The organism is Salmonella bongori NCTC 12419, assembly GCF_000252995.1.
In the GTDB taxonomy this organism is placed as follows: domain Bacteria; phylum Pseudomonadota; class Gammaproteobacteria; order Enterobacterales; family Enterobacteriaceae; genus Salmonella; species Salmonella bongori.
Genome location: NC_015761.1, coordinates 3,859,888 through 3,875,434, shown reverse-complemented (window position 1 = coordinate 3,875,434; position 15,547 = coordinate 3,859,888). Strand labels below are relative to the sequence as shown.

General features: G+C 52.6%; 15 protein-coding genes. 3 read left to right on the top strand and 12 right to left on the bottom strand.

Translation table 11 applies throughout. The annotated features are described in order from the left end of the window. Nucleotides 1-21: 21 nt before the first annotated feature. From hemG to pepQ, 4 genes are read right to left on the bottom strand one after another with little or no spacing between them, the layout of a single operon-like run. Nucleotides 22-567 carry a menaquinone-dependent protoporphyrinogen IX dehydrogenase gene (gene hemG, locus SBG_RS18325; protein WP_000853978.1) on the bottom strand — a complete coding sequence of 182 codons (546 nt, stop codon included), beginning with the start codon at nt 565-567 and terminating at the stop codon, nt 22-24. 11 nt (nt 568-578) lie between these two features. Continuing rightward, the gene (gene trkH / locus SBG_RS18320) at nt 579-2,030 is read right to left on the bottom strand and encodes a Trk system potassium transporter TrkH (protein ID WP_000545687.1); all 1,452 of its coding nucleotides are present in this window, start codon (nt 2,028-2,030) and stop codon (nt 579-581) included. Between the two features lie 38 nt (nt 2,031-2,068). Further along, nucleotides 2,069-2,683 carry an IMPACT family protein gene (locus SBG_RS18315; RefSeq protein WP_000378892.1) on the bottom strand — a complete coding sequence of 205 codons (615 nt, stop codon included), beginning with the start codon at nt 2,681-2,683 and terminating at the stop codon, nt 2,069-2,071. Next, nucleotides 2,683-4,014, bottom strand: a complete 1,332-nt coding sequence (pepQ, locus tag SBG_RS18310; RefSeq protein WP_000444531.1) for a Xaa-Pro dipeptidase — start codon at nt 4,012-4,014, stop codon at nt 2,683-2,685. Before pepQ ends, SBG_RS18315 begins: the two co-directional genes overlap by 1 nt. A gap of 189 nt (nt 4,015-4,203) precedes the next feature. Here pepQ and fadB point away from each other — a divergent pair, with 189 nt between their 5' ends. Both fadB and fadA read left to right on the top strand, forming a co-directional pair. Beyond that, entirely contained in the window at nt 4,204-6,393 is a 2,190-nt protein-coding gene (fadB, locus tag SBG_RS18305; RefSeq protein ID WP_000965988.1) for a fatty acid oxidation complex subunit alpha FadB, read from the top strand. 9 nt (nt 6,394-6,402) lie between these two features. Next, nucleotides 6,403-7,566, top strand: coding sequence for an acetyl-CoA C-acyltransferase FadA (gene fadA, locus SBG_RS18300; protein WP_000438718.1), 1,164 nt, complete (start codon nt 6,403-6,405; stop codon nt 7,564-7,566). Between the two features lie 176 nt (nt 7,567-7,742). Here the strand turns inward: fadA and fre are convergent, their stop codons facing one another. Both fre and ubiD read right to left on the bottom strand, forming a co-directional pair. Next, on the bottom strand, nt 7,743-8,444 hold the full coding sequence (gene fre / locus SBG_RS18295; protein WP_000209835.1) for an NAD(P)H-flavin reductase: 702 nt from the start codon (nt 8,442-8,444) through the stop codon (nt 7,743-7,745). 85 nt (nt 8,445-8,529) lie between these two features. Beyond that, nucleotides 8,530-10,008, bottom strand: coding sequence for a 4-hydroxy-3-polyprenylbenzoate decarboxylase (gene ubiD / locus SBG_RS18290; protein WP_000339769.1), 1,479 nt, complete (start codon nt 10,006-10,008; stop codon nt 8,530-8,532). 182 nt (nt 10,009-10,190) lie between these two features. Between ubiD and rfaH the strand changes: the two genes are divergently transcribed. Next, the gene (rfaH, locus tag SBG_RS18285) at nt 10,191-10,679 is read left to right on the top strand and encodes a transcription/translation regulatory transformer protein RfaH (RefSeq protein ID WP_001149537.1); all 489 of its coding nucleotides are present in this window, start codon (nt 10,191-10,193) and stop codon (nt 10,677-10,679) included. A 7-nt stretch (nt 10,680-10,686) separates the two neighbouring features. Here rfaH and tatD read toward each other — a convergent pair whose 3' ends face one another. From tatD to ubiJ, 6 genes are all read right to left on the bottom strand, one after another. Continuing rightward, complete coding sequence (gene tatD / locus SBG_RS18280) at nt 10,687-11,469, bottom strand: 3'-5' ssDNA/RNA exonuclease TatD (RefSeq protein ID WP_000459629.1); 783 nt, start codon at nt 11,467-11,469, stop codon at nt 10,687-10,689. A 41-nt stretch (nt 11,470-11,510) separates the two neighbouring features. After that, nucleotides 11,511-12,290 (bottom strand): Sec-independent protein translocase subunit TatC, encoded by a 780-nt coding sequence (gene tatC, locus SBG_RS18275; protein WP_000257559.1) that lies wholly within the window; start codon nt 12,288-12,290, stop codon nt 11,511-11,513. A gap of 2 nt (nt 12,291-12,292) precedes the next feature. Then, a complete protein-coding gene (gene tatB / locus SBG_RS18270; protein ID WP_000459609.1) occupies nt 12,293-12,841 on the bottom strand; it encodes a Sec-independent protein translocase protein TatB in 549 nt (182 codons plus the stop codon). Nucleotides 12,842-12,844: 3 nt separating this feature from the next. After that, on the bottom strand, nt 12,845-13,099 hold the full coding sequence (gene tatA / locus SBG_RS18265) for a Sec-independent protein translocase subunit TatA (RefSeq protein WP_000508972.1): 255 nt from the start codon (nt 13,097-13,099) through the stop codon (nt 12,845-12,847). Nucleotides 13,100-13,303: 204 nt separating this feature from the next. Further along, complete coding sequence (ubiB, locus tag SBG_RS18260) at nt 13,304-14,944, bottom strand: ubiquinone biosynthesis regulatory protein kinase UbiB (protein WP_000187564.1); 1,641 nt, start codon at nt 14,942-14,944, stop codon at nt 13,304-13,306. Then, entirely contained in the window at nt 14,941-15,546 is a 606-nt protein-coding gene (gene ubiJ / locus SBG_RS18255) for a ubiquinone biosynthesis protein UbiJ (protein ID WP_001116101.1), read from the bottom strand. The genes ubiB and ubiJ overlap by 4 nt, the downstream gene beginning before the upstream one ends. Nucleotide 15,547: the final 1 nt, after the last annotated feature.

Below are 15,547 nucleotides of genomic sequence, written 5' to 3'. Positions count from 1 at the left end.
CGCACTTTTTATTCTTTGCGTTTATTTTGACGACGGTTTGTTGGTTAAATGCGCTATTTCCCGGGCAAACTTCGCCACTTGATCCCAGTCGGTGTACACCACCTCTTTACTGGTATCCGTTTCGCCGCCTGACATTTTCATAATAAGTTTGATCATCAGACGGTCGTACCAGCGGTAGCAAGGATAGCGAAGCGCGCCTGCAATAACAGCGCAGTGATCAGGCCGCCACGGAGAGCTCATTAAAAACTTGCGCGCGTAGCTGTTGGTCTGCGGCGTACGTTTTTCCGGCTTACGCGCTACCAGATTAACGGAATAAAAGGCACTCGGCATTCCGTTCAGCCGCGTGGCGTATTTCTTAACGAACTCCTGAAAGGCGCTGTGATAATGACCATAACGAATAGACGCGCCAATCACGACACGATCATACTTATCCCAGTCCGGCTCTTCGGCGCGATGTAGATTAACGACATCGGCCCATATCCCCATTTCTTTGAGTTCAGAAGCCAGATAAGAAGCTATTTCGCGCGTTTGTCCGTCCCGGGTAGAGAAAAGAATCAATGTTTTCACGTGTTACTCCATTATTCACGCCAGAAGGTCGGGGTAAAAAGTACTAACAAAGTGAATACTTCCAGACGACCAAATAGCATGTTGGCAATGAGTATCCATTTCGCAACCGGATTCATACTGGCGAAGTTGTCAGCGACAACCCCCAGCCCCGGTCCCAGGTTATTAAGCGTAGCGACTACCGACGCGAAAGCCGAGAAATCATCTACACCTGTCGCAATAATAGCTAACATACTGACAATAAATACCAGTGCGTAGGCGGAGAAAAACCCCCACACCGCTTCCAGAATGCGTTCTGGCAGCGCCCGATTCCCCAGCTTAATGCTGTAAACAGCATTAGGATGCACCAGACGTTTGAGCTCCCGGTTCCCCTGTTTAAACAACAACAGAATACGAATAACCTTTAAGCCCCCGCCGGTCGATCCGGCACAACCGCCAATAAACGCGGAGCATAGCAACAAGACCGGCAAAAACAGCGGCCAGCGCGCAATACTGTCCGTAGTAAACCCTGCAGTGGTCGCCATTGATACCACCTGAAAAAATGCCTGGTTAAGCGTCGTTAGCGCCGAGTCGTAGACGTTATGAAACCACAATACCAGCGTGCAAATCACCACCAGCGTCAACTGTACGCCGATGAACATGCGGAATTCCGGATCGCGCCAGTAGACTTTCAGGCTGCGCCCACTTAATAAAGAGAAGTGTAGGCCATAGTTACAACCAGAAATCAGCAGGAAAATGGCGATAATAGTATTAATTGTCGGACTGTCAAAATAGCCTATGCTGGCGTCGTGCGTTGAAAAGCCGCCGATGGCGATAGTGGCAAAACTGTGTCCGATAGCGTCAAAGGCGGGCATCCCGGCAAACCACAGCGCCAATGCACAGGCCACCGTCAGCAAGACATAGATAAGCCACAGGGTTTTCGCCGTCTCCGCAATACGCGGCCGCATTTTATTATCTTTCAGCGGCCCCGGCATTTCCGCCCGATAGAGCTGCATCCCCCCCACGCCGAGGATAGGGAGAATCGCCACCGCCAGCACAATGATTCCCATACCGCCAAACCACTGCAACATCTGGCGATAAAAGAGAATGGCGTGCGGCAAGGAATCCAGTCCCACCAGCGTGGTGGCGCCAGTGGTAGTTAACCCGGAAAACGATTCAAAAAACGCATCAGTAATAGTGAGATTAGGGCTTTCCGAGAAGATAAACGGCAGCGCCCCGACGCTGCCCAGCACGGTCCAGAACAGCACCACGATCAGAAATCCTTCGCGGGATTTCAGTTCACCCTTTTCCCGGCGGTTCGGCCACCACAAAATGGAGCCGATCGCCAGCGCGACAAAGAAGGTCTGCGTGAATGCCCGTCCCGCGCCATCACGATAAATTAGCGCTACCAGTCCCGGGAGTATCATTGTTCCCGAAAATAAGATAACCAGTAGTCCAACAATTCGGGTTATGGCGCGAAAATGCATCTCTGCCGCTTCCTTTATTCTTCAAAATGAGGTGGGGATTATTCTTCAATTGCTAACAATTGCAATGAACCACGGCTAAAATCCGCCAGTTTTGCAGAAAATTCGTCCACATGAGCAAAAGGAAGCGCCACCCTGAGCCGCACAGATGCCTGATAATCGCTGGTGACGATCTTTCCGGCAAACTGCCCTAATAATGCTTCGATTCCAGCTAACTGACCGTACTCACACTGCAAAGTATATTCGGTTAATGGCGTCTTGCGTTGGGTGGTTAACTGCCGCAAGGCCTGGTTCACACCGCCGCCATACGCTTTTACCAGTCCGCCCGTGCCCAGCAGGATACCGCCATAGTAGCGCACTACTACGGCGGTAATTTCTCCGACGCCGCTTCCCATTAATTGCGCGAGCATCGGCTTGCCTGCCGTACCCGCCGGTTCACCGTCATCTGAGAAACCAAGCTGTTGAGAGTCATCCGGTGCGCCTGCTACCCACGCCACGCAGTGGTGACGGGCATCCGGATGTGCCGCCCGGATAGAGTCTACAAAAGCTTTTGCCGCGTCTACGCCATCGGTATGCGCCAGTAGCGTAATAAAGCGGCTTTTCTTGATCTCTTCAACAACCGTGACCGGTGCGGCCGGGATTAACCAACTGTCCATTAAGCCAGTTTCAAATCCCGCGTCATGTTTTCCACGCCGTTTTCGTGAATAACCACGTTATCTTCAATACGAATACCGCCAAACGGTTTCATGGCCTCAATTTTCTGCCAGTTGAAGTGCTTACTGAACTGGCCTTCGCGCCACGGCGCCAGCAGAGATTCAATAAAGTAGATCCCCGGTTCAATGGTCAACACCATACGCGGCTGAAGCACGCGAGTGCAGCGCAGATAAGGATATTTAGACGGCGCGGCGAGATGCGTGCCAGTATCATCCTGCATAAAGCCTGCGACATCATGCACCTGCAGCCCCAGCGGATGACCAATACCGTGCGGCATAAACGGCCCGGTGAGATCGTTTTCCACCATCGCCTCTTCACTCATATCAGTGATGATTTGATGTTTACGCAACAGCTTCGCGATGCGCTGATGGAACTGAATATGATAATCAACATAGCTGACGCCCGCTTTCATGGTCGCAATAAGCGCCAGTTGTTCATCATTGACGTCTTTAACCAGCTGAGCATAGTCATTGTCGCTTTTCGCCGACCAGGTCCGCGTCAAGTCCGCCGCGTAGCCATTATATTCCGCACCGGCGTCCAGCAGGAAGCTGCGCATTTCTGACGGTGCCTGATGATCCAGTTTGGTGTAATGCAATACGGCGGCGTGTTCGTTCAGCGCCACGATGTTGCTGTACGGCACATCGGTATCGCGATGACCCGTGGCGGTGAGGTACGCCAGGTTAATGTCAAACTCGCTCATACCAGAACGGAAGGCTTCTTCCGCCGCACGATGACCACTTACCGCCATTTTCTGCGCTTCGCGCATACAGGCCAGCTCATAATCGGTTTTATACGCGCGATAATAGTGTAGATAGTCGATCACCCCTTTCGGGTTGATGTTACTGGCCACGATATCCAGCTGTAGCGCACGCTCCGGTACCGGACCGATATAGCCAATATTGCCCCGCGCGGCAGGTAATTGACTGCCAATGCCATCCGCTTTCGGCAGGGCGACGACCTCGACTTCTTCCGTCCAGAAGGACGTTGGCAGCGGTTCAACGTTATGCCAGTAATCGACCGGCAGATAAAACCACAATTTGGGTTTGTTTACGCCATCGACCAGCAACCAGCAATTGGGCACCTGAGTCACCGGCACCCACGCTTTAAACTGCGGGTTGACCTTAAACGGATAGGGGTGATCGTCGAGAAAGACATTGAAGAGCTCGCCGGAATGAATAAGTAATGCATCCAGCTTAAAGCGCGCCAGAACATCACGCGTCCGTTCTTGTAAGGTAACGATATGATTTTTATAAAGCGCGGCCAGTGATTCCATTTTTTACCCTTCTGTTTTTTTGACCTTAAGTTGCCGCATCTTAGCACATCGCTTCGGGAGAGCGTGATCTCTGCCGAGCGTGATCACATCGGCATTTCTTTAATCATTCATTTGCATTTTTTTAACACAAAACACACACTTCGTCTCATCTGGTACGACCAGATCACCTTGCGGATTCAGGAGACTGACATGCTTTACAAAGGCGACACCCTGTACCTCGACTGGCTGGAAGATGGCATCGCCGAACTGGTGTTCGATGCCCCAGGCTCGGTTAATAAACTCGACACGGCGACCGTTGCCAGCCTCGGCCAGGCGCTTGACGTGCTGGAAAAGCAACACGATTTAAAAGGGCTGCTGCTGCGTTCCAACAAAGCAGCCTTTATTGTCGGTGCGGATATCACCGAATTTCTCTCTCTGTTCCTTGTGCCTGAAGAGCAATTAAGCCAGTGGCTGTATTTTGCCAATAGCGTCTTCAATCGCCTGGAAGACCTGCCGGTACCCACCCTCTCAGCCGTCAACGGCTATGCGTTGGGCGGCGGCTGCGAATGCGTACTGGCCACCGACTATCGTCTGGCAACGCCGGATCTGCGCATCGGTCTACCGGAAACCAAACTGGGTATCATGCCGGGCTTTGGCGGCTCCGTGCGTATGCCACGTATGCTGGGTGCCGACAGCGCGCTGGAAATCATTGCCGCAGGTAAAGATGTGGGTGCCGAACAGGCATTAAAAATGGGGCTGGTTGATGGCGTGGTCAAACAGGAGAAGCTGATTGACGGCGCGATGGCGGTACTACGCCAGGCAATTGCCGGCGATCTGGACTGGAAAGCCAAACGCCAACCGAAGCTGGAACCACTACACTTAAGCAAAATTGAAGCGGCGATGAGCTTCACCATCGCCAAAGGCATGGTCGCACAAACGGCCGGAAAACATTATCCGGCGCCAATAACCGCAGTGAAAACCATTGAAGCGGCTGCGCGTTTTGGCCGTGAAGAAGCGCTGAACCTGGAAAATAAAAGCTTTGTTCCGCTGGCGCATACCAACGAAGCCCGCGCGCTGGTTGGAATCTTCCTTAACGATCAGTACGTGAAAGGCAAAGCTAAAAAGCTGACCAAAGACGTTGAGACGCCGAAGCAGGCCGCAGTCCTCGGCGCGGGCATCATGGGCGGCGGCATCGCTTACCAATCTGCATGGAAAGGCGTACCGGTCATTATGAAGGATATCAACGACAAATCGTTGACCCTCGGCATGACGGAAGCCGCCAAGCTGCTGAACAAACAACTGGAGCGCGGCAAGATCGACGGTCTGAAGCTGGCGGGCGTCATTTCGACTATCCACCCGACTCTCGATTATGCCGGTTTCGATCGCGTGGATGTCGTGGTCGAAGCAGTGGTCGAAAATCCAAAAGTGAAAAAAGCGGTGCTGGCGGAAACCGAAGACAAAGTGCGCCCGGATACCGTCCTGGCCTCTAACACCTCAACCATTCCCATTAGCGAGTTGGCTGGCGCATTGAAGCGTCCGGAAAACTTCTGCGGGATGCACTTCTTTAACCCGGTGCACCGGATGCCGCTGGTTGAAATCATTCGTGGCGAAAAAAGCTCGGATGAGACTATCGCCAAAGTGGTGGCCTGGGCGAGCAAAATGGGTAAGACGCCGATCGTGGTCAATGACTGTCCCGGTTTCTTTGTTAACCGCGTGCTATTCCCCTATTTTGCCGGTTTCAGTCAACTGCTGCGCGACGGCGCGGATTTCCGCAAGGTCGATAAAGTGATGGAAAAACAGTTCGGCTGGCCGATGGGCCCGGCCTATTTGCTGGATGTTGTCGGCATTGATACCGCGCATCACGCGCAGGCGGTAATGGCGGCAGGCTTCCCGCAACGGATGCAGAAAGAGTATCGCGACGCGATTGACGCGCTGTTCGATGCTAACCGCTACGGTCAGAAAAACGGCCTTGGCTTCTGGCGTTATAAAGAAGACAGCAAAGGCAAGCCGAAGAAAGAAGAAGACGCCACTGTAGATAGCCTGCTGGCTGAGGTTAGCCAGTCGAAGCGTGACTTCAGCGACGAAGAGATTATCGCCCGCATGATGATCCCGATGGTCAACGAAGTGGTACGTTGTCTGGAAGAAGGCGTTATCGCCAGTCCGGCAGAGGCCGATATGGCGCTGGTTTATGGTCTGGGTTTCCCTCCGTTCCACGGCGGTGCCTTCCGCTGGCTGGATACGCTTGGCAGCGCTAAATATCTCGATATGGCACAGCAGTATCAGCACCTCGGCCCGCTGTATGACGTGCCGGAAGGATTGCATCACAAAGCGCGCCATAACGAACCCTACTACCCCCAGGTTGAGCCAGCCCGTCCGGTTGGCGGTCTGAAAACGGCTTAAGGAGTCACAATGGAACAGGTTGTCATTGTCGATGCAATTCGCACCCCGATGGGCCGTTCAAAAGGCGGCGCGTTTCGCAACGTGCGGGCGGAAGATCTCTCCGCCCATTTAATGCGTAGCCTGCTGGCGCGCAACCCCGCTCTGGACGCTAGCGCACTGGATGATATTTATTGGGGCTGCGTGCAGCAGACGCTGGAGCAAGGCTTCAACATTGCGCGTAACGCGGCGTTGCTGGCAGAAATCCCGCATTCTGTACCCGCAGTCACCGTCAACCGTCTGTGCGGTTCATCAATGCAGGCGCTACACGATGCCGCCCGCATGATTATGACCGGTGACGCGCAGGCTTGCCTGGTCGGTGGGGTGGAACATATGGGCCACGTGCCGATGAGCCACGGCGTTGATTTTCATCCGGGCTTAAGCCGTAACGTGGCCAAAGCGGCGGGAATGATGGGGCTAACGGCGGAAATGCTGTCCCGAATGCACGGCATCAGCCGTGAAATGCAGGATGCTTTCGCCGCCCGTTCACACGCCCGCGCCTGGGCTGCCACCCAATCCGGCGCATTTAAAAACGAAATCATCCCGACCGGCGGTCATGATGCCGATGGCGTACTGAAGCAGTTTAATTACGATGAGGTGATTCGCCCGGAAACCACGGTTGAAGCGCTGGCAACGCTGCGCCCGGCATTTGATCCGGTCAGCGGCACCGTCACCGCCGGTACCTCTTCCGCGCTTTCCGATGGCGCTGCCGCAATGCTGGTAATGAGCGAAAGCCGCGCCCGGGAGCTGGGTCTGACGCCCCGTGCCCGCATCCGCTCAATGGCGGTGGTCGGCTGCGATCCGTCGATTATGGGTTATGGTCCGGTCCCCGCGTCGAAACTGGCATTGGAAAAAGCGGGACTGACCGTCAACGATATTAACGTTTTTGAGATGAATGAAGCGTTTGCCGCGCAGATCCTGCCGTGCATCAAAGATCTGGGTCTGATGGAGCAAATAGACGAGAAGATCAATCTCAATGGCGGCGCGATCGCACTCGGTCACCCGCTGGGCTGCTCCGGCGCACGTATCAGCACCACGCTTATCAATCTGATGGAGCGTAAAGACGCACAATTTGGGCTGGCAACGATGTGTATCGGGCTGGGTCAGGGGATCGCGACGGTGTTTGAGAGAGTGTAAATATCGTAAGCCGGAAAACGCGTTCTCGCCGCCATCCGGCATTGACCGCCGCAATACGGAATGCCGGAGGCGCTTCGCTTGTCCGGCCTATAAAGTCATTCGCCATCAGAATGTTATTGGCGAAAAACCGTTTAGTTGCCGTTCTTCCCGCCTGTCAGGGGCGGGTTTTTTATGGCTTAAATAAATGCGAACGCGTCGCCAAACAGACGGTCTTCCCGCGCCTGACGTTCATGACAGAACAGATCCCGCGCAATCTTCGCCATTTCAAAGCGACCAGCAATGTAGATATCATGCTCTGCCAACGTCCCATGATCCTGTAACACCGCCGTCAGCACCGTTCCTGTACGTCCACGCCAGCCTTCTTCTGGCTGCTCGACAACAGGTTCAATACGCAAATTCGGATGGTTAACAGAGAGCGCTTCCAGTTCAGAGAGATCATAAAGGTGCTTTTCTTCGCGGCCACCCCAGTAAATGGTAACATCGCGAGCCGGGTTACGCGCCAGTGCCGTCAAGAGAATGGAGCGCGCATAAGAAAAGCCAGTACCACCCGCGATCAGAATCAGCGGACGATCTTCGTCATCACGCAGCCAGGCATCGCCGTGCGGAATATCGACCATAATTTGCCGATCTTTCAGAATGCGATCCATTACTGCCATGGCATACAAATTGAGCTCGGAAGCACCAATATGTAATTCAATAAACCCTTTCTCATCCGGCGTTGAGGCCATCGAAAACGGACGTTTGTCACGCTCATCCATTACGACCATCAAATACTGACCAGCGCGGAATGAAAACGCCGCGTCCGGCACTAAACGAACCCGATATACGGTATCGGTGATAGCTTCTACCGAGGTCACTTTACAGCTTAAGGTTGTCATGCGCTCCCTCTGTCGGGTGTCGGGTCAATACCGACCTTTTGCAGGCCGCGTCGCCACAGCCTGAAATGTCGGCGTCCGCTTTCAGTTATTTAAAGATAGCCAGCTCATCCCAAATCGCATCAATACGCGCGGTCACTTCAGGATCTTTAACAATAGGACGCCCCCACTCGCGTTGGGTTTCGCCCGGCCATTTATTTGTGGCGTCCAGCCCCATTTTTGAACCCAGCCCGGAAACCGGCGAGGCAAAATCCAGGTAATCAATCGGCGTGTTATCAACCAGCACCGTATCCCGAGCAGGGTCCATACGAGTGGTAATCGCCCAAATCACATCATTCCAGTCGCGCGCGTTAACGTCATCGTCACAAACGATAACAAACTTCGTGTACATAAACTGGCGTAAAAACGACCAGACCCCCATCATGACGCGTTTCGCATGACCGGCGTACTGCTTTTTCATCGTCACAACCGCCAGCCGATAAGAGCATCCTTCCGGCGGTAGATAAAAATCAACGATTTCCGGAAACTGCTTTTGCAGAATAGGCACAAAAACTTCATTTAGCGCCACCCCCAGTACTGCAGGCTCATCGGGAGGACGACCGGTATAGGTGGAGTGATAAATAGCATCTTCACGCTGCGTAATGTGCGTGACGGTAAAGACCGGGAAGTTATCCACCTCATTATAATAGCCTGTATGATCGCCATACGGTCCTTCTGGCGCCATCTCTCCCGGCTCAATGTAACCTTCAAGGATAATCTCGGCGCTGGCAGGAACTTCCAGATCGTTAGAAAGGCATTTAACCACTTCGGTCTTCGTGCCGCGCAGTAACCCCGCAAACGCATATTCCGATAGAGTATCGGGAACCGGCGTCACAGCGCCAAGAATTGTCGCAGGATCGGCACCGAGCGCGACAGAAACCGGGAAACGTTCGCCCGGATGCGCAGCTAACCACTCCTGGAAATCCAGCGCGCCGCCGCGATGGGACAACCAGCGCATAATCAGTTTATTTTTACCTATCAATTGCTGACGATAAATACCCAGATTTTGTCGTTCTTTATGCGGTCCGCGTGTTACCGTTAGTCCCCAGGTAATCAGCGGCGCGGCATCGTCCGGCCAGCAGGTCATGACAGGGAGACGCGTTAAATCAACATCATCGCCAGAGGAGATCTTCTGCTGGCAAGGTGCGCCGCGTAACCGCTTCGTCGGCATATTCAGCACTTGTTTAAACTGCGGCAACTTGTCAAACAGGTCACGAAAGCCTTTCGGCGGCTCTGGTTCTTTCAGAAACGCTAATAATTTACCGACTTCCCGCAGCGCAGAAACATCATCCTGCCCCATACCCATTGCCACGCGTTTTGGCGTGCCAAAAAGGTTGCACAACACTGGCATTGAATAACCTTTAGGATTTTCAAACAGCAGCGCAGGCCCGCCAGCACGCAGCGTGCGATCAGCAATCTCTGTGATTTCCAGATGAGGATCCACCGGCAGGGTAATGCGTTTGAGTTCTCCCTGCTGCTCAAGTAGCGTCAGGAAGTCGCGTAAATCGTGATATTTCATGGCGTCCATCGTAGCCTCTTTGTAAGCGCCTCATTATACGGCGTTCATCATCTGGATGCTGTATTTTTGTTAAATTAGCGTGAACTCGGGCAGCCAACACCGATGCGGCGGCTTGAAGGATGAAGTGTATAATTAACTTCGCGCATCGCTTTTGCTATGCTTGCGCCCCGGACAAGCGGATAAGAGTTATTATGCAAGCCTGGTATTTACTGTACTGCAAACGCGGGCAACTTCAGCGCGCTCAGGAACACCTCGAAAGACAGGCGGTGAATTGCCTGACGCCTATGATTATCCTGGAAAAGATGGTGCGCGGAAAACGTACCGCGGTCAGCGAACCTCTCTTTCCTAACTATCTGTTTGTGGAATTTGACCCGGAAGTGATCCACACCACCACCGTCAACGCCACGCGTGGTGTCAGCCACTTTGTGCGCTTTGGCGCGCAACCCGCGATTGTACCTTCCAGCGTTATTCACCAGCTTTCGATCTATAAACCCGAAGGGATTGTCGATCCCGACACTCCCTATCCCGGCGATAGCGTCATCATTACGGAAGGCGCATTTGAAGGGCTGAAAGCTATTTTTACCGAACCGGATGGCGAAACGCGTTCAATGTTACTGCTTAATTTGTTGAATAAAGAAGTGAAGCAAAGCGTAAAAAATACGGGGTTTCGTAAGATTTAGCGATCGTTCAGAAGACCACTTCAAATAAAGTTCTGGCGTTGGCATCCGTCATCGCCGCTAACCACTGCGGATCCTCCCCACGCCATCGCGCAATGCGCTCCAGGATGTGAGGCAGATAAGCCGGCTCGTTGCGTCGTGACGTCGGTTTAGGCGTAAGATCACGAGGCAACAGATACGGCGCGTCGGTTTCTATCAGTAGCTTTTCCGCTGGAATAAATGGTAAGAGTTCACGTAGTTCAAGCCCGCGTCGTTCGTCGCAGACCCACCCGGTAATACCGATATAAATCCCTCTGTCCACACAAGCCTGCATTTGCTGGCGAGTACCGGTAAAACAGTGTAGTACTGCGCCAGGAAGGCTATCGAGCCAGGGGTCAAGCAGCGTCAGAAATCGTTCATGCGCGTCCCGGCAGTGCATAAAGATCGGCATCTGCAATTCGGCGGCAATTTGTAGCTGCGCCTGAAAGGCACGTTCCTGCTCCTGCGGGGTGGAGAAATTACGATTGAAATCCAACCCGCATTCGCCGATAGCGACGACCTCCGGCTGATTCGCCAGCGCAATAATGGCATCTTCAGACACGGCGGACCACTGACTGCTGTCATGGGGATGGACGCCTGCTGTCGACCAACAGTGAGGATAGCACTGCGCCAGTTCCAGTGCCTGCTGGCTTTCATGAATGTTTGTTCCAGTCAGCAGCATCCCTTTGACTCCCGCCGCAAACGCACGGGCGACCACATCATCACGATCGTTTGCAAACTGGCGACTGGTTAAATTAACACCAATATCAAACATGCTTGCCCTCATATGACAACCGCCCTGACGGGCGGTTGTGTTTATTCTTCAGTGTGCTCGGCCTTTTCAGTCTCAGCCTCGTTATCTTCGTCACGCGTCCGTCGCTTACCAACATAAAAACGTGAGCAGAAGACGCCAACTTCAAATAAGCAGTACATCGGTATCGCCAGCAACGTTTGTGAGAAAACATCCGGCGGCGTAAGCAGCATTCCCACAATGAACGCACCAACCAGGATATAGGGGCGTTTTTTACGCAAATCCTCCGGCGTGGTGATACCCATCCAGCATAGCAGCACAATCGCTACCGGAACTTCAAACGCGACGCCAAAGGCCATAAATAGCGCCATGACAAAGCTAAGATAGCTGGAAATATCCGTCGAAACCTGTACCCCTTCCGGCGCCGTATGCGTCAGGAAACCAAAGGCTAAAGGGAATACGACAAAATAGGCGAAGGCCATACCAATGTAGAACAACAGCGAGCTGGATACCAGCAGCGGTACGACCAGACGACGCTCGTGCTTATACAGCGCCGGGGCGATGAAAGCCCACACCTGGTACAATATGACAGGCGCGGATAAGATCAAGGACACCATAAAGGTAAGCTTGATGGGCGTAAAAAATGGCGACGCCACATCCGTCGCAATCATTGTCGCCCCTTGCGGCATCTGTTTAATCAGCGGTGCGGCCACTAAATGGTAAATATCATTGGCAAAATAAACCAACGCCAGAAAAATCAGGAGCACTGCGACAATGCAGTTTAGCAGGCGCTTACGCAACTCGATCAGATGCGTGATAAGCGGTTGAGTATCTTCTACAGCCATGTTTACGGTTTATCACTCGACGAGGGGGAAGATGCGGCAACAGGCGCGGCGGATTTCTTCTCAGAGTCTATCGCAGCTACAGAAGCGATTTCCGTCGGTTCAGGCGCGTTAGCCTTAACGGACTCCGGTTTTTGCTCCGGCGCGCTCGCCTGTGTTTCAGCGGCGGCAGGGGTGACGCCTTCATGCTGCGTCTCGTTCCCTTTTACCACCGGATTATGGATGGTATGTGCTTCATCGCTCGCTTGTTCAGGATCGTTAACGCTGTAGGAACGTTTCATCGACTCCGCGGCCTGACGCAGTTCATCCATAGAGGCTTTCAGTTCGGGAGTCAGATTTTCCAGACTCGCCTTTTCAACCTTTTTCAGGCTGTCCTGAAACTCCTGAAGTTTGAGTTCCTGAGTCAGTTCATTCTGGACCGTTGTCGCAAGGGATCGCAACGCGCGAATCCAGCCCGCTACCGTTTTTACCGCTACTGGCAATCGTTGTGGCCCCAACACAATGAGGCCAATAACGAACACTAACAGCAGTTCGCTAAAACCGATATCAAACACGGATTATACCTGCTCTTTATCTTGGCTTTTAGCGTCTTCCTTTTTCGCTTCGCCTTGCTTATCCGCGATAGATTTAGCAGTAAAATCAGCATCCTGACTGGTTTTATCCTGTTTGGCATCATCATCACTCATGGCCTTTTTAAAGCCTTTGATAGACGCGCCAAGATCGGAACCGATGGAACCGAGTTTTTTGGTGCCAAACAGCAGTACGACGATAACGGCAACGATCAATAACTGCCAAATACTGATACCACCCATACATGTTCCTCTGTGATAGATGATGAATTATTAGGGCCGCATTATACACATTATCCTGCGCGCTGCCTCTTTGTTAGCCGCTTTCACCCGTCCTATTCACATACTTTTACATACGACCAGGATGACACTGGCTTACGGCCTGAGCGCTGCATTGAGCGATAATGTGTACCTGCGTGGCACCACCAGTGTTGAGCGATAAAAGTCTCAACGCGTTTTGCGCCAGCCAATCAGCCAGACAACCACGCCGCCGGCCATAAGCCAGCCAGGCATCAATCCCCATTCAGGGCGGTTGACGAGTAAGAATGACCCGCTCAGCAACAGCGTTGCGCCAATACCCAGGAAATAACGAGACTGGCTTTGGCGCACATGATTTAACTGTAACTCGCGCGCAATCTTATCAACACTGTGCTGTAAATATTTGCCCTGGCGCAAACTGTCGTACACCAGTTCAGGTATTTCTGGTATTTTTTCGACCCAAAACGGCGCTTTTTCTTTAAGAGCTCGGGTGAGAGCCGGAATACCCACCTGATCTTTGATCCAGGACTCAAGAAACGGCTTCGCCGTTTTCCACAAATCAAGTTGAGGATAAAGTTGTCGTCCAACCCCTTCAACATACAATAATGTCTTCTGCAACAACACCAGTTGCGGCTGGACTTCCATATTAAATCTTCGCGCCGTATTGAAAAGGTTTAACAACACATGGCCAAACGAGATTTCCGCGAGTGGCTTTTCAAAAATAGGTTCGCAGACGGTACGGATGGCAAACTCAAACTCTTCAACGTTGGTATCTGGTGGAACCCAACCTGAATCCACATGAAGCTCCGCCACTTTACGGTAATCGCGATTAAAGAAAGCGATAAAGTTCTCCGCCAGGTAACGCTTATCTTCTTTGTTTAACGACCCGACAATACCGCAGTCAATGCCAATATATTGCGGATTTTCAGGGTGTTCATAGCTAACAAAAATGTTTCCAGGATGCATATCTGCATGGAAAAAGCTGTCACGGAAAACCTGGGTGAAGAAAACCTTTACCCCGCGTTCAGCCAACAGTTTCATGTTGGTGCCGTTTTTTTCCAGCGCTGCGACATCTGAAACCGGTATACCGTATATCCGTTCCATTACCATCATGTTCTGGCTACAGTAATCGGAATATACTTCCGGAATATACAGCATGGGGCTATTTTCAAAATTGCGGCGCAGTTGAATAGCGTTGGCCGACTCCCGCAGCAGATTCAACTCATCGATTAGCGTTTTCTCATACTCGCGCACGACTTCAGTCGGTCGCAGACGACGCCCATCCGGCAACAAGCGCGGCACCCAGCGGGCAAGACGGTAAATCAATTTCAGATCAGCCTGAATCACCGGCAAAATATCCGGGCGAATAACCTTTATGACCACCTCTTTACCGTTCGATTTCAATCGCGCGGTATGGACCTGGGCGATTGACGCCGACGCTAAAGGCTGAATGTCAAAGTCGTCAAACCAGGCTTCGACAGGCAATCCCCCCATCGCTTCTTCGATCTGGGCTTTCGCCAGTCGACCATCGAACGGCGCGACTTTATCCTGTAGCAAAGCAAGCTGATCGGCGATTTGCGGCGGGAACAGGTCACGGCGCGTAGAGAGCATCTGACCAAATTTGATCCACACGGGCCCCAGTTCTTGCAACGCCAGCCTTAACCGCTCACCCAACAATTTATCTTTATGCCGGTTCGGCATCCAGAACAATGAATAGCGCCATAACCGGAGCGGCAACGTAAGACGCATTCTGGGAATGAGTTCATCAAGGCCGTAACTTAAAAACGTGCGAATGATGAAATATAGGCGCCGTACTTCACCTGGCGTCATTGGGCCTCCAGTTTTTCCAGCCGTACAGTTAGATCACCTACGGCGCGCTCAATGGCAGCCGTTTCTTCTGCAAACCAGGCGACTTCCAGCGGGCCAGGCGCCATGCGCCACTCCTCAGTGATCGCTTCAGCGGCATAACGTTGCTGGCGTTGAAATCTGTAGCGCAGGAAATTAGCTCCACCCCGTACCACCTTACCAATACTTTCCGCTGCAATATCACCGGTGTATGGCGCCAATAGCTCGGCTGGATCGAATTCTGCGAGATCGGCAAGCGCCACAAAATTTTGTACGACCTGAATATCGCCCTGCACTTCCAGTTCGCCACTGCGAATAAGCGCAGCCAACTGCTGACGATCGCGTAGTTTTGGCAGAACGCCAGCTTGTGTGATTACCGTACAGTCCGCTTCGCCTTCCCATGCCCCCAGCACATCAACCTGGCGCTCGCTAAATACCAGGACTAATGGCGTTGAAAATCCCTTTAGCTCCACACACAGTACTTTTCCCTGTAATCGCGTTCTGGCTGATTTCAGCGCCGGAGAACGGTATAAAAAAGTATTGAGGAGATGTTCAATTCCCGCGGTCACTAAGGGTTTAAAAGGCATT

Coding starts and splice junctions, on each gene's coding strand:
- tatD (WP_000459629.1), bottom strand. CDS start 11,469: ATGTTTGATATTGGTGTTAATTTAACCAGTCGCCAGTTTGCAAACGAT.
- tatA (WP_000508972.1), bottom strand. CDS start 13,099: ATGGGTGGTATCAGTATTTGGCAGTTATTGATCGTTGCCGTTATCGTC.
- ubiD (WP_000339769.1), bottom strand. CDS start 10,008: ATGGACGCCATGAAATATCACGATTTACGCGACTTCCTGACGCTACTT.
- rfaH (WP_001149537.1), top strand. CDS start 10,191: ATGCAAGCCTGGTATTTACTGTACTGCAAACGCGGGCAACTTCAGCGC.
- fre (WP_000209835.1), bottom strand. CDS start 8,444: ATGACAACCTTAAGCTGTAAAGTGACCTCGGTAGAAGCTATCACCGAT.
- ubiB (WP_000187564.1), bottom strand. CDS start 14,944: ATGACGCCAGGTGAAGTACGGCGCCTATATTTCATCATTCGCACGTTT.
- fadB (WP_000965988.1), top strand. CDS start 4,204: ATGCTTTACAAAGGCGACACCCTGTACCTCGACTGGCTGGAAGATGGC.
- fadA (WP_000438718.1), top strand. CDS start 6,403: ATGGAACAGGTTGTCATTGTCGATGCAATTCGCACCCCGATGGGCCGT.
- trkH (WP_000545687.1), bottom strand. CDS start 2,030: ATGCATTTTCGCGCCATAACCCGAATTGTTGGACTACTGGTTATCTTA.
- pepQ (WP_000444531.1), bottom strand. CDS start 4,014: ATGGAATCACTGGCCGCGCTTTATAAAAATCATATCGTTACCTTACAA.
- tatC (WP_000257559.1), bottom strand. CDS start 12,290: ATGGCTGTAGAAGATACTCAACCGCTTATCACGCATCTGATCGAGTTG.
- ubiJ (WP_001116101.1), bottom strand. CDS start 15,546: ATGCCTTTTAAACCCTTAGTGACCGCGGGAATTGAACATCTCCTCAAT.
- SBG_RS18315 (WP_000378892.1), bottom strand. CDS start 2,683: ATGGACAGTTGGTTAATCCCGGCCGCACCGGTCACGGTTGTTGAAGAG.